Annotated in this window: 12 protein-coding genes; 9 read left to right on the forward strand and 3 right to left on the reverse strand. The window is 68.1% G+C overall.

What is annotated here, in order from left to right; translation table 11 throughout:
• Positions 1-149: 149 nt before the first annotated feature.
• The 3 genes from MYSTI_RS36730 (at position 150) to MYSTI_RS36740 (ending at position 2,771) form a co-directional block, all read left to right on the forward strand.
• Positions 150-692, forward strand: a complete 543-nt coding sequence (locus tag MYSTI_RS36730; RefSeq protein WP_015352925.1) for a putative ABC transporter permease — start codon at positions 150-152, stop codon at positions 690-692.
• 151 nt (positions 693-843) lie between these two features.
• Entirely contained in the window at positions 844-1,878 is a 1,035-nt protein-coding gene (locus MYSTI_RS36735; RefSeq protein WP_011556714.1) for a rod shape-determining protein, read from the forward strand.
• Between the two features lie 110 nt (positions 1,879-1,988).
• Positions 1,989-2,771, forward strand: coding sequence for a LolA family protein (locus tag MYSTI_RS36740; RefSeq protein WP_015352926.1), 783 nt, complete (start codon positions 1,989-1,991; stop codon positions 2,769-2,771).
• A 12-nt stretch (positions 2,772-2,783) separates the two neighbouring features.
• Here the strand turns inward: MYSTI_RS36740 and MYSTI_RS36745 are convergent, their stop codons facing one another.
• Complete coding sequence (locus MYSTI_RS36745; protein WP_015352927.1) at positions 2,784-3,572, reverse strand: glutathione S-transferase family protein; 789 nt, start codon at positions 3,570-3,572, stop codon at positions 2,784-2,786.
• A gap of 46 nt (positions 3,573-3,618) precedes the next feature.
• Here MYSTI_RS36745 and MYSTI_RS36750 point away from each other — a divergent pair, with 46 nt between their 5' ends.
• The 5 genes from MYSTI_RS36750 (at position 3,619) to MYSTI_RS41220 (ending at position 9,831) form a co-directional block, all read left to right on the forward strand.
• The gene (locus tag MYSTI_RS36750) at positions 3,619-4,263 is read left to right on the forward strand and encodes a macro domain-containing protein (protein WP_015352928.1); all 645 of its coding nucleotides are present in this window, start codon (positions 3,619-3,621) and stop codon (positions 4,261-4,263) included.
• A gap of 49 nt (positions 4,264-4,312) precedes the next feature.
• The gene (locus tag MYSTI_RS36755; protein ID WP_015352929.1) at positions 4,313-5,023 is read left to right on the forward strand and encodes a YdeI/OmpD-associated family protein; all 711 of its coding nucleotides are present in this window, start codon (positions 4,313-4,315) and stop codon (positions 5,021-5,023) included.
• Positions 5,024-5,037: 14 nt separating this feature from the next.
• Positions 5,038-5,793 carry an ABC transporter ATP-binding protein gene (locus MYSTI_RS36760; protein WP_015352930.1) on the forward strand — a complete coding sequence of 252 codons (756 nt, stop codon included), beginning with the start codon at positions 5,038-5,040 and terminating at the stop codon, positions 5,791-5,793.
• 2 nt (positions 5,794-5,795) lie between these two features.
• Complete coding sequence (locus MYSTI_RS36765; RefSeq protein WP_015352931.1) at positions 5,796-6,602, forward strand: ABC transporter permease; 807 nt, start codon at positions 5,796-5,798, stop codon at positions 6,600-6,602.
• 97 nt (positions 6,603-6,699) lie between these two features.
• Positions 6,700-9,831: a serine/threonine-protein kinase gene (locus MYSTI_RS41220; RefSeq protein WP_015352932.1), complete on the forward strand. Its 3,132-nt coding sequence runs from the start codon at positions 6,700-6,702 to the stop codon at positions 9,829-9,831.
• A gap of 205 nt (positions 9,832-10,036) precedes the next feature.
• Here the strand turns inward: MYSTI_RS41220 and MYSTI_RS36775 are convergent, their stop codons facing one another.
• Positions 10,037-11,347, reverse strand: a complete 1,311-nt coding sequence (locus MYSTI_RS36775; protein ID WP_015352933.1) for an immunity protein Imm33 domain-containing protein — start codon at positions 11,345-11,347, stop codon at positions 10,037-10,039.
• A 60-nt stretch (positions 11,348-11,407) separates the two neighbouring features.
• Here MYSTI_RS36775 and MYSTI_RS36780 point away from each other — a divergent pair, with 60 nt between their 5' ends.
• Complete coding sequence (locus MYSTI_RS36780) at positions 11,408-11,644, forward strand: hypothetical protein (protein WP_044282554.1); 237 nt, start codon at positions 11,408-11,410, stop codon at positions 11,642-11,644.
• Here MYSTI_RS36780 and MYSTI_RS36785 read toward each other — a convergent pair.
• Positions 11,620-12,663 (reverse strand): hypothetical protein, encoded by a 1,044-nt coding sequence (locus MYSTI_RS36785; protein WP_015352934.1) that lies wholly within the window; start codon positions 12,661-12,663, stop codon positions 11,620-11,622. The two genes, MYSTI_RS36780 and MYSTI_RS36785, sit on opposite strands and share 25 nt — an antisense overlap.
• Positions 12,664-12,684: the final 21 nt, after the last annotated feature.

Here is a 12,684-nt window from a genome sequence, read left to right on the forward strand (position 1 = left end):
TGCGTCACGCGTGGGCTGTAGGCCCATGTCCCCCCTCGCGCGAAAGCCCAGCCCCCCTCGCGGATGAGGTGGGCGTCGCGGCACACACAGCGGGCGGCGAGCGTGGCGGAGGGCCTGCGGGTTCCGGGAGGCGGCCCTAGCTTGAGGGCGTGCTCTCGCGATTCTTTCTGTACGGCTGCACGGGGTGGGTGCTGGAGGTGCTGTTCACCGGGGCGGGCGCGGCCTTGAAGAGGGACCGGAGCGCCACCGCGACCACCTACTTGTGGATGCACCCCATCTACGGGGGCACGGCCCTGGCGCTGGAGCACGTCTCCGCGCGGCTCCAGTCCTATCCCCGCCCCGTGAGGGCGCTGGCCTACACGGCCCTCATCTTCGGCGCCGAGTACGCCACCGGCTGGTTGCTGCGGCGGCTGCTGGGGCGCTGCCCCTGGGACTACTCGCCGCACCGGTGGAGCGTGCACGGCCTCATCCGCCTGGACTACGCGCCGGCCTGGTATCTCACCGCGCTCCTGTTCGAGCCGGTCCGGGATGGGCTGCGCTCCGCCACCGCCCTCCCCGCGACGCGGCACGAGCCCGCCGAGGTGGTGTTCGTGGGTGGAGGGCAGGCGGGGAAGGAACCGGACGCGGACGGCTTGCCGGTGGGAGTGCTGGCCTCGGGCTTCGAGCAGGCCCCCGTGGACGTCTCCCCCTGACCGCGTCCGCTGGTCGACTGCCCTCCAGGCGGATATGGAGGAACCACCGGCTTTTCTTCCTCCGTGCCGCGTCGCGTAGTACCTTCGCGGCCGCATTCCCCCACGCGCCAGCGGGAAATTCCGCCGACTTTCCGAAAGTTTCCGCCCTCGTATGTTCGACTGGCTTCACACCCTCTTTTCGCGCGACCTCGCCATCGACCTCGGCACGGCGAACACGCTCATCTACATCCGCGGTCAGGGCATCGTGTCCAACGAGCCCTCGGTGGTGGCCGTCCAACAGGACGCGCGCGGGGGCAAGAAGGTCCTCGCGGTGGGCAAGGAAGCCAAGGAGATGTTGGGCCGCACGCCGGGCAACATCGTCGCGATCCGCCCCATGAAGGACGGCGTCATCGCGGACTTCGAAATCACGGCGGCGATGCTGCGCTACTTCATCCAGAGCGCGCACAACCGCAAGACGCTGGTGAACCCGCGCATCATCATCGGCATCCCCTCCGGCATCACCGAGGTGGAGCGCCGCGCGGTGCGCGAGGCCGCGGCGAACGCGGGCGCTCGCGAGGTCTACCTGATTGAGCAGCCCATGGCGGCGGCCATCGGCGCGGGCCTTCCGGTGACGGAGCCCAGCGGCAACATGATTGTGGATATCGGCGGTGGCACGTCCGACGTCGCGGTCATCAGCCTCGCCGGCATCGTGTTCGCCAAGAGCGTGCGCATCGGCGGCGACAAGCTGGACGAAGCCATCATCCAGTACGTGAAGCGCAAGTACAACCTGCTCATCGGCGAGCGCACGGCGGAGCTCATCAAGATGGGCATCGGCACGGCGTACCCGACGGACGAGGTCATGACCATGGAGATCAAGGGTCGCGACCTGGTGGCCGGTGTGCCGCGCACGCTGACGGTGTCCAGCGACGAGGTGCGCGACGCGCTCGCCGAGCCCGTCAATGGCATCGTCGAGGCCGTGAAGCTCACGCTGGAGCGCACGCCGCCGGAGCTCGCCGGTGACATCGCCGACAGGGGCATCGTGCTGGCCGGTGGTGGCGCGCTGCTGAAGAACCTGGACACGCTCCTGCGCGAGGAGACGGGCCTGCCCGTGTTCCTCGCCGAGGACCCGCTCTCCGCCGTCGTGATTGGCGCGGGCAAGGCGCTGGAGTCGCTCGACATCCTCCGCCAGGTCTGCCAGCCGGGCTGACCCAAGGCCGCTGACACGCGCCACGGCGCCGTGCCTTTCACGAGGCCGGCGCCGTTCGTGTTTCAAGCGGGGTTTGACACGCGCGAGCGCGGTGGATTGTGTTGCGTCACATGAACCCTTTCTCACTCCGCCGCGCGCTGCCGAAGGTCGTCGCCGCCTCGCTGTTGGTCTCCATGCCCGCCCTCGCGGATTGGGTGGGAGAGCTGCGCGTGAAGAGCGCGCCGGTGCCCGGACAGAAGGCGCCCTCGGAGACGAAGGGCAAGATGTACGGCCGCACGGGCATGCTGCGCATGGACCTGTCCCCCGCGGAGGTTCCGGGCGGCATGTCCATCATCTTCGACTGGCAGAAGCGCACGGGCACCACGCTCTTCCACCAGCGCAAGGCGGCCACGGTGCGCAGCCTGGACGAGCTCCCCGTGAAGATTCCCGGCGAGTGCTCGGGCACGGGTCAGGACTTCGACGCGTGTTTCACCGCGCAGGGCTACAAGAAGACGGGCTCCGCGAAGGTGAACGGCCACCCGACGGACATCTACGAGGGCGTCCCTCCCGGCGCCGAGGGCAGCATCCAGCGCCAGAAGGTGTGGCGGCCCACGGACCTCCCCGAGGTGGCCTACGTGCGCAGCTACACCTACGACATGGCCGGCAAGCTCCAGTCGGAGATTGACGTCCTGAACATCCAGACGGGCGCCCAGCCGGCCTCGGTCTTCACCGTGCCCGCGGACTACGACGAGCTGGACGCGGCGGCGGGCGCGGGCAACGCACTCCAGTCCTTCAAGCCCGAGGACTTCAAGGGCAAGACGCCTCAGCAGATCCAGGAGATGATTCGTCAGCGCATGTCCCAGCAGCAGGGCAAGCCGCCCTCGGCTGCGCCCGCGCCCGCGCCGAAGAAGTAGGCCCGGGCGTCGTCACGCGGCGGACGCGCTGTTCGTGCCCGAGGGAAGGGCACGCGGCGGCGGGCGGCGGTGCTTCTCGTAGAGCGCCGCTCGCCACTCGAGCAGGTCGGGGAAGGCGGCGGCCAGGGGCTCGTGGTGCCAGACCTCGCGCGTGGCGGGGGCCAGGGGCCACCAGGCTTCATCCATGGGCCGTGCGAACTGGAGCATGGTGCACGCGGTGACGTCCGCGTAGGTGAAGCCCTCGTCCATCAAGTAGGGGCGGCCGCGGAGCTCGGTGCGCAGGCGCTCCAGCGTGGGGATGACGGTGTCGCGGATGGCGGCCTCCGGGTCCGCGACGGCGCTGTGCTTGCGCGCGAGGAAGCTCACGCCCATCCGCGCCGTGGGCCTGGAGACCGCATGCAGGAAGCGCGGGATGAAGGACGGCAGGCTCTCGTCCAGGGCGCGCGGGTTGTCGAGCATGCGGCGCAGCACACTGGCGCGGGCGATGCGCAGCACGTGGTCACCCACCTCTTCCCAGCGCTGGATGGTGGGCAGCGCGGAGGCGGGGAACAGGGGCGGTGCGCCCGTGCTCAGTTCCTCCGCGCGCCGCGCGATGTTGAACGAGCCCATCGTCACACGGGTGTCCTCGAGGAGCAGGGGCACGGTGGTGGGTCGCGGTCCGTTCGGCGTGCGCCAGCGCAGCGCCAGCTCCCCGATGAGGGGCGTGTGCTCTCGGTAGCGGTACTCGATGCCGTGATGAGACAGCGCCCAGCGAGCCTTCTCCGTCCAACCCGAAACACCAAGCCCATAGAGGGTGTGCATGACGTGAAACCTTAGGCTGGCGCGCGCCTGGATGCATACTGACGCCATGCCCAGGCCGCCCCTCCAGCTCCACCTCCGCGACTTGAGTCACGCCCTCGTGGAGGCCTGGCGCGAGGAGTTCGACGGCCTCCCCCACGTCACCATCTCCCGAGGCGACATCTTCTCCGAGCGCGATGGCGCGGTCTCCGACAGCGACCCCATCGACATCCGCGCGGACGCCATCATCAGCCCCGCCAACAGCTTCGGCTTCATGGATGGCGGCATCGACGCGGTGTACACGTACCAGCTCGGCCCCCAGCTCCAGGAGAACCTGCGCGAGCGGCTCGCGCAGGAGCACGGAGGCGAGCTGCCCGTGGGACAGGCCGTGCTCGTGCCCACGGGGCGGCCGGAGATTCCGTGGTGTATCAGCGCGCCCACCATGCGCGTCCCCAGGGATGTCAGCGACACGGTGAACGCCTTCCTCGCCTTCAGGGCGGCGCTGCGGTGCGTGCTGGCCCACAACGAGACCGCCGCGCGCAAGCCCATCCGCTCGCTGCTCACCCCGGGCCTGGGAACCGCGGTGGGCCACATGCCGCCCGCGCGGTGTGCCCGGCAGATGAAGGAGGCCTGGCTGCGCACCATCGTCGGTCCGCCCTTCATCCCCAGGTCGCTGCGTGAGGCCGCCAACGACGAGCTCCGACTGAGGGAGTAGCTCCGCGTCGGACCGCTCCCACCGGGGCCCGTGTTACAAGCCGGACCCGATGAGCCCCGCCAAGAAGACGCCCCCCGCGAAGAAGAGCGCACCCGCGAAGAAGAGCGCACCCGCGAAGAAGAAGGCTCCGGCCGAGAAGGCGGCTCCCGCCGCGAAGAAGGTCTCCGCGCCGCCGGGCGCGACGCCTACCGGGGATTTGCCCATCGTCTTCTTCGCCGATGCAGGCGCCTTCGACACGTGGCTCGCGAAGCACCACGCCACCTCGAGCGGCGCGTGGCTCAAGCTCTCCAAGAAGGGCGCCACCGTCACCTCGCTCACCTACAACGAGGCCGTGGAGCGCGCGCTCATCTGGGGCTGGATTGACAGCCAGAAGGGCCGCTTCGACGAGGCGGCGTACATCCTGAAGTTCACCCCGCGCGGCCCTCGCAGCATCTGGTCGAAAATCAACCGCGACAAGGCCGCGGCCCTCATCGCCGAGGGCCGCGTGAAGCCCTCGGGCCTCGCTGAAATCGAGCGCGCGAAGAAGGATGGCCGCTGGGATGCGGCCTATGACTCGCAGAGCAAGGCCACCATCCCCGAGGACCTCGCCCAGGCGCTCGCGGCCAACCCTCGCGCGGAGGCGTTCTTCGCCACCCTCAACTCCGTGAACCGCTACGCCATCCTCTTCCGCATCCACAACGTGAAGAAGGCGGAGACGCGCGCTCGGAAGATTGTCCAGTACGTGGACATGCTCGCGCGCCACGAGAAGATCCACGACTGAGGAGCGCCCACCCCATGGCCACCGCCTCCAGCACCGTGCTCTCCGTCCGGGAGCTCTCCAAGTCGTACGCGGGCAACAGCGCCGTGGACCACATCTCCTTCGAGGTCGGTCCCAACGAAATCGTCGGACTGCTCGGCCCCAACGGCGCGGGGAAGACCACGACCATCAACATGGTGCTCGGTGTGTTGGAGCCCACCTCTGGCGCCATCCACATCCAGGGGGTGGACCTCGCGAGGGAGCGCTCACGGGCCCTGGAGCAGACCAACTTCGCCGCCGTCTACGCGCCGCTCCCGGGCAACCTCACCGTCGTCCAGAACCTGCGCTACTTCGGCCTCATCTACGGCGTGAAGAACATCTCCGAGCGCATCGAGTCCCTGCTCCAGGAGTTCGACCTCCAGCGCTTCCGGGACACCAAGAGCGGCGTGCTCTCTTCTGGAGAGCAGACCCGCGTCGCGCTCGCCAAGGCGATGCTCAACCAGCCTCGGCTGTTGCTCCTCGACGAGCCCACCGCCTCGCTGGACCCGGCGACGGCCAAGGACATCCGCGCGCGCATCCGAGACTTCGCCGCGAAGGGCTCGGGCGGCGTGCTCTGGACGTCTCACAACATGTACGAGGTGGAGGAGGTCTGCCACCGCGTGCTCTTCATGTCGCACGGCAAGGTGCTGCTCCAGGGGGACCCGCGCAAGCTGCCTCAGGAGCACGGCAAGGCCACGCTCGAGGAGCTGTTCATCACCGTGGCCCGCGAGCCGCTCACGCTGGAGACTCCCTAGTCATGCGCTTGTCCCGCGCCTCCGCCGTCGTCCTGCGGCAGTACTACCTGCTCAAGGGGAGCCCCTCGCGCATCTTCCCCCTCTTCGCGTGGGTGGCCGTCGATATCGTGCTGTGGGGTTTCATCACCCGCTACCTGGGCTCCATCACCGCCACGCCTGGCATGAGCCTGTTGCCCTCGCTCCTGGGCGCGGTGCTGCTGTGGAACTTCCTCACCCGCGTCATGCACGGCGTGACGATGGCCTTCTTCGAGGACGTCTGGTCGCGCAACTTCCTCAACGTCTTCGCCACGCCGCTGTCCATCAGCGAGTACGTGCTGGGGCTGGTGCTCTCCAGCATCGCGACGAGCTCTGTGGGCCTCGTCGTGATGCTCGTCGTCGCCGGAGCGGTGTTCGGCCTGTCGATGTTCATCTACGGCGCCATGCTGGTGCCATTCATCCTGGTGCTGTTCCTGTTCGGAATCGCGCTGGGAATCATCGGCATCGCGGTGGTGCTGCGACTGGGGCCGTCCGCGGAGTGGTTCATCTGGCCCATCCCGGCGCTGCTGTCGCCCTTCGTCGGCGTGTTCTATCCGTTGTCTACGTTGCCCTCGTGGATGCAGGGACTCTCGCGCCTGCTGCCACCGTCGTATGTCTTTGAAGGTATGCGAGCCATCGTCAACGGGGGCTCGGTCTCCTGGACGTCCCTGCTCGCGGGGGGCGGGCTCGCGGTGTTCTACATCCTGCTGGCCGCCTTCTTCTTCACCCGCGTCTTCCGGCACGCCGTGCGCACCGGCCTCATCGCCCGCTACAGCGCGGAGAGCGTGAGCTGAGGCCTCGGGTGCAGGCGGGGGCTGGGCCCGCTCCAACTTCGCCAGAAGTGAAGCGTCATGCCATGATGTGGGCCTCGCAACCGGGGGGTCGCGTCGAATGCTCTCGCTTCGCCAGGGGTTGTCCATCGCCGGCCGATACCGGCTCCTCAACATCCTTGGCAAAGGAGGCATGGGGGAGATCTGGGCCGCCTACGACGAGGCCGACAAGCGCGGCGTGGCCATCAAGTTCATGCAGGCCGGCCCCTGGCTGGAGCGTGATGAGCACTCCCGCCGGTTCGAACGCGAGGCCCGGCTGCTGGCCGACATCGACCACCCCCACATCGTCCGCTTCCTCGACTTCGGCTCGATGGAGGATGTCCCCTACCTCGTGATGGAGCTGCTCGTGGGCGAGGACCTCGCCTCCCGGCTCAGCGAAGCGCGACGGCTGGCGGCTCCGGAAATCGTGACGCTGGTCAAGGACGTCACGGCCGCGCTCGAAAAACTCCACGACGCGGGGGTCATCCACCGCGACATCAAGCCCGCGAACATCTTCTTCGCGACCGACGGCACCCGCGAGACCGTCAAGGTGATCGACTTCGGCGTGGCGAAGCTCGTCGAGAGCACCCCGTCCTCCTCTCCCCCCAAGACCATCAGTCAGACGATTCTCGGGACGCCGCTGTACATGAGCCCCGAGCGGCTTCGAGGTCACGAGGGAGACGCTCGCAGCGACCTCTGGTCGTTCGCCGTCGTCCTCTTCGAGGCGAGCCTGGGGCGGACACCCTTCGGGGACACGGAGAGCTACCTGAAGGAGCTCTACGATGCCTCGAGGGCCGCGGGGCTCATCGGCATCACCCTTCCGCTGGAGGTCTTCCAGTTCTTCCAACGCGCGCTCGCCTTCGAGCCCGATGCACGCTTCCAGAGCGCCCGCGCGATGTGGGACGCATTCCTTCCGCTCGCGGAATCCCTCTCGATGCTCTCGCTGCCGCCAGCGGCCCAGGCTCTATCGAGCCAGCCCCGGAGCAGCGAGCGGACGGGCCTCGTCGAACTCCAGGCGACGGATACGAAGGGGGTCTCGCCGGGCCCGTGGCTCGAGCTGGCGAAGGGCCTTCCACCCAAACTGGAGGGGCACGCGGCCCCCATCGCCTTGTTCTTCGACAAGCTGTTCATGGGCTTCCAGTGGATGTCCCCCAACGTCATCCAGCTCGAGGGGGCGCGGTTCCCCCAGCTCGACGCCCAACCCTTCTTCGCGGTCTTCGCCACCGGAGAGGATGACCACCTCGCCACCCAGGCCTTCAAGGGCTACGTGGACCCACTGGAGCAACACCTCGCGGTGCTCCAGTCCATCGCGCGCAAGGTCGTCATCGCCATCGTGGACGCGACCGGGTTGGGGGGAGGCGTGCGAGGTCGCATCTTCGAGTTCCAGGAGAAGTTCGGAGCCACCGTCCTGCCCGTCCACGTCGGGGAGCTGGGCGATGCCCTCCGGGGCGGCACGCCCTACGACTTCCTGCTGGACCGACTGTCGGACTTCCACACGCCGCCGGACGTCTTCTCCCGGACCGAGCGCACCGTCGACCGCACGCGGATGTTCGGCATGAGCGCCCAGGTGAACGAGCTGACGCGCCTGCTGCGGCAAGGCAGCCCCTTCGTGCTCCTCACGGGGCTGCCGGGCTCCGGGAAGACCTCGCTCCTGGAGATGGTCCGCGACGGGCTGGGCAAAACCCGGTTCGTCCGGGTGCGCTGCATCGAGCTGGTGGACAGGAAGATGGAGACCGTGGCCGATGCCGTGATGAAGGCGTTGACCGACAAACCCCAGGAGGAGAACGCGGCCAGCGTGCCCCTGCGACAACGGCTCTCCCAGGCCTTCCTCCACGCCGTCAAGCGAGCGCAACGAAAGGAGGAGCGGCTCGTCCTGGTCCTCGATGACGCGGACTTCTGCATCACGGCCTTCACCGAGGCGGGCATCCCGGAGCAGGAGCGGAGGGACGCGCGGGAGTTCTGGGCGTCACTCGCCGAGCAGTCGCGCGCTGGGAGCAGCGCGGTGGTCGTGACGAGCCTGGCCGGCAGCCTGCTGTCCAGCACGGTGATTGACGGTTGGGCCAACCCCTTGGCCAACCAGGCGAGAGTGCTGCGTGTCGGGCCACTGGAGGCCGGAGACATCCGCAAGCTCTGCACGGAGCTTGGACGGCAGATCAACGTCACCTTCGACACGCGGGCACTCGCCCTCATCACGGAGCTCTCCGCTGGCAATGTCTCTGTCGTCCGCGGCCTCTGTGGCGCCGCCGTGCGCGCTCGCCGACAGGAGCGGGCCGCGACCATGCTCCAGTCCGTGCATGTCGGGCGCGCGGACGTGCAGCGGGCGGCGCAACAACTCATCCACACGGGCGATGAGTTTCGCAGCAGCCTGCTGCCCTGGCTGGGGCCGCTCGAGCGCAGGTTGATGGAGCTGGTTGCGAGCCAGCGGACCCGGACCCCCGCGGCGCTCCGGCAGGCGTTCACCGATGCTCCCGAGCAATGCGACGCGGCGTTCGCCCGGTTGCGGCACATGGGGCTCATCGACCATCGAGATGGCCGATTGACCCTCACCATCCCCTTGCTCTCCATGTGGGTGCGCCACAACTTCGAGCCCACCGCGCCGGAAGCCAACAGGCGCCAGCAGCGGAGGATTCGCTCCATCTCGCTCGGAGTCACCCTCAGCCTGCTGCTCTTCGGGGGCTATTACCTCGCCTCGCAGCCGGGTGAGGTCGCCTGGACGAGCGCGAAGTGTCAGGGGCAGATCCTCTACCCGAGCCGGACCATCCCCGGGCAGGAGGAGATCCTGTTCATCTCCCGGGAGTGCAACACCGAGGCTCCCCCGGACGCCGAGCCCCTTCGGCTCATGGCCCGCATGGGCACCTTTGCCCGCGTGGACAAGGCCGACACCTCGAGGGTGCTCCAAGGCGAGGGCCGGCCGGAATCCATCCCCGCGGATTGGCGGCGTCTGGAGTTGCCTGTGACGTTCCGGGACGTGGGGCGCACGAGCTTCGAGCTGGAGTTGCAGGCAGCGAACAAGAGCGTAGCGACACTTGTCATCCGGAAGGACTGGGTGGCCAATCTCTCTGGATTCATGAAGGCGCTGCTCGCCCTCGCGGGAGCCATCCCCGCCCTGCTCGGGCTGCTCCTCTCCTTCCATCAGGAGGTCTCCTCCAAAGTGCGGAAGTTGTTCCCGGACGAACGGGCGGAGACGGCGCCACAGCCCCCTCCCTCCGGCTGATGCGGGACTCGCCGCCACCCGCGGCCTCGGCGAAGTCAGCGGCTTCTCGCGAGGTCCTCCATTCGAGGAGCAGGGTCCGCGAACGCGTTCCCGACCGCTCCTGGCTCATGGCGAATCAGGAGCAAGCGTGGAGGTCACCTTCCACAACTGACCCGAGGCTCGCTCATCTCACAGGCGCCGGACGGCTCCGCCCTCGTCCACGCCGCTACGCCTCGTCCTCCACGTAGCGGTCGTTCTCCAGACGGAACAGAGAGCCCACGGGAGCCTCCAGGATGGCCTCCAGTGCGGGAGCACGATGGACCAGCTCACGCAGCGAGACGAGCGTGAGGGTCGACACATCATCCATCGAGCCCTCGGGCTCCTCGCCCGACGAGAACGCCCAGCCGCTGTCACGCGGGTTGTGGGGCTCCATCCGGTCGGCGAAGCGGATGGGCTTGCCGCCCTCCAGGACGGTCCGCGTGACGATGGCGGTCTGACTCAGCAGCCGCAGCTTGCGCATCATCCGCTGCCGCTCCTCCGTGCCCAGCTCCACTCGGACGAGCACGACCCGACCCTCCGCATCGAAGTGGCGGCTGACGGTGAACACACCATCGCCCCACCGGTTGCCACACCCCACCGTCCTCGCGCCCGCCAGCTCCAGGGAGGCCGCGTCCTCGGGGCTCGCGCGCAACAGCGCGTTCAACTTCTCCAGGTTGCAGTGCGGCCGGTAGTCCACGCCCACCGCGAGGTTCTCCTGCTCGATGCGCTCCTGAGTGGGCGTCGCCTTCTCCCCCACCGCCTCCATCGGCACGTCCTTCCACCCGAAGACGCCCTCCCCAAGGTCCCCTGCCCCCACCTGCTTCGCGAGCTCGGCGGCATCCCGACCGTGGAACACGAAGTCCGCCAGCCCATCGGCCGGCTGCCACATGCGGAAGCTCCCCAGCGGCAGGAGCCCCGCGAAGAAGAGCTGCCCGTGATCCACCATCACTCCGGCGACCTCGTCCGAGCGCACCACCGTCGCGCCCTCCTCCACGATGAGGTCGAGCGAGCGCCAGCGCCCCTTGAACTCCCCCTCGGGCATGGGGATACCGACGAGCCGCAAGCCCCGGTCCGTCGGAAGGCCGCCCACCGCCACGGCCCACAGGCCGTTGTACTTCACGACGCCCAGCCCTCCGCCAGACTCCACGGTCCGGCGGGCACGCTCGACATGCGTCACGCGCTCGGACAGCACCTCCGCGCGCGCCTCGAACCCCTGCTCCTTCGCGAAGCCGTCGAAGTGGGCGATGGCGTCCGGTGGATTCGTGCGGTCGAAGAGGTAGGTCGCGTCGAACTCCCGGTCATACGCCTTGCCCGCCGCCTCCGCGTCGCGGCCCACCAGCCGCAAATCCCACGCCTCCGCGTCCTTCTTGCGCGGAGAGGTGGGCGGCTCGTCGTGACGCCAGAAGCGCCCCAGGCCGGGGTCGAGGATGACGAGGATGCCTTCGGGCAGGTCGACAAATCCCAGCTCGACGGTGACGGACTCTGAGGTGCGGGCCATCCGGCCACCCTACTCCAGCGACCTCACCATCCCGAGACCGCTTCACGGGCTTCACCGCGCATGGACGGGGCCGACAACTCCATCGCCCAGTTCGTGAAGGTGCGCCGCCTGGCGTTCATGTGCCAGCGCGGCGGAGCTTCGATAGCGACCGGGAACAACCGCACCAGCACTCCGCTGGCCAGGAGGGGACGCACGACGAACTCCGGCAGCTATGTCACGCCCAGCCTCGCCAGCAGGTGTGCCGTGCGCTCGTTCACCGCCGCGCGGGTCCCTCAGAAGGCGCTGGGGTCGACATAGGACTCCTTGGCGTATTCCTCGAAGAAGGCCCGGATGTCCGCGTCGGAGGTGGACTTCGGCGCAGTCACATACTGAGGAAGCGACTTCCACATCGCGAGCGCCTGCGTCAGCGTCAGCTTGGAATCCGGGCGATCAATGTTCCTCAACAGGGAGAGCGCGAGTTCCCGCTGGGCCGTGCGCCGGACCAGCTCATCCTGCCTGGCTCCACTCAGCGGAGGTTGCTTGGCGAGCTCCCTTTGGTAACGGTACGTGAGGACCGCGGTCAGCACGTGCTCATTGGCTCCCGGCCCGCCCGGATTCCCCCAGCCTCCCGTCACTTTCTTGATGCGGTCGGCGTCGGCGGGGTCCAGGCCAAGCTGCTTGAGGTGGGCCCGCAGCGGACCGGCGTCACCGGTCTGGGCCTTCGCCAGGTCATTCCCCAAAACGGCATGGACCGCCTCATGAAAAAGCACTTCCGGACTATCGCTCGCCTTCGCCGCGGACCGGCGGATGTGGATGGACTTCTTGTCGCCAGTGGTCTTGGCCCTGCTCGGGAAGTCCTTGAACTCCGGGTAGTTCGGATCATCGTCGACGTGAATCTTCACGCCTTGCTTCTCCAGGTCCTTGACCAAAGCCCGTCCCGAGGCCGTGTTGCCAAGCTCGACCTTGATTCGGCGCACCGACGCCGCGCTGGCCTTGTCCTCAAGCTTCTCGAGCTGACGAGCGTGAGCCTTCTTCGCCTTGAGGTAATCCGAGCGCTTGGTGAAATCCTTGCGTTGCGGAGGATTGGCCTTGAGCTTGTCATAATCCTTCCAGGCGCCGCTCTCGACCGCCTTCAGGCGGCCCAGCAGAGTCTTGGGAGAAGACCGCCCTGCGCCCTGGGCCTGCTCGGTGGACTTCGCCGTCGGACGCTCGAAGCTGTCACGGAAGTACGGAGTGGCAGGAGAAGCGTTTCCGGTCGAAGGCTCCGTCTTCTTTCGCTCGACCGGCAGATGGGTGTGATTGACGCTCGACGGCATCCTCTGGCCCGAGATCTCCATGGCGTGTCCCCATTCATGTTC

Origin of the sequence: Myxococcus stipitatus DSM 14675 (assembly GCF_000331735.1) — a bacterium.
In the GTDB taxonomy this organism is placed as follows: Bacteria; Myxococcota; Myxococcia; order Myxococcales; family Myxococcaceae; genus Myxococcus; species Myxococcus stipitatus.

Bases quoted from the DNA above. Each gene is read 5' to 3' on its own strand.
- MYSTI_RS36750 (WP_015352928.1), top strand. From the start codon at position 3,619: ATGCCCAGGCCGCCCCTCCAGCTCCACCTCCGCGACTTGAGTCACGCC.
- MYSTI_RS36735 (WP_011556714.1), top strand. From the start codon at position 844: ATGTTCGACTGGCTTCACACCCTCTTTTCGCGCGACCTCGCCATCGAC.
- MYSTI_RS36740 (WP_015352926.1), top strand. From the start codon at position 1,989: ATGAACCCTTTCTCACTCCGCCGCGCGCTGCCGAAGGTCGTCGCCGCC.
- MYSTI_RS36765 (WP_015352931.1), top strand. From the start codon at position 5,796: ATGCGCTTGTCCCGCGCCTCCGCCGTCGTCCTGCGGCAGTACTACCTG.
- MYSTI_RS36785 (WP_015352934.1), bottom strand. From the start codon at position 12,663: ATGGAGATCTCGGGCCAGAGGATGCCGTCGAGCGTCAATCACACCCAT.
- MYSTI_RS41220 (WP_015352932.1), top strand. From the start codon at position 6,700: ATGCTCTCGCTTCGCCAGGGGTTGTCCATCGCCGGCCGATACCGGCTC.
- MYSTI_RS36775 (WP_015352933.1), bottom strand. From the start codon at position 11,347: ATGGCCCGCACCTCAGAGTCCGTCACCGTCGAGCTGGGATTTGTCGAC.
- MYSTI_RS36755 (WP_015352929.1), top strand. From the start codon at position 4,313: ATGAGCCCCGCCAAGAAGACGCCCCCCGCGAAGAAGAGCGCACCCGCG.
- MYSTI_RS36745 (WP_015352927.1), bottom strand. From the start codon at position 3,572: ATGCACACCCTCTATGGGCTTGGTGTTTCGGGTTGGACGGAGAAGGCT.
- MYSTI_RS36780 (WP_044282554.1), top strand. From the start codon at position 11,408: ATGGACGGGGCCGACAACTCCATCGCCCAGTTCGTGAAGGTGCGCCGC.
- MYSTI_RS36760 (WP_015352930.1), top strand. From the start codon at position 5,038: ATGGCCACCGCCTCCAGCACCGTGCTCTCCGTCCGGGAGCTCTCCAAG.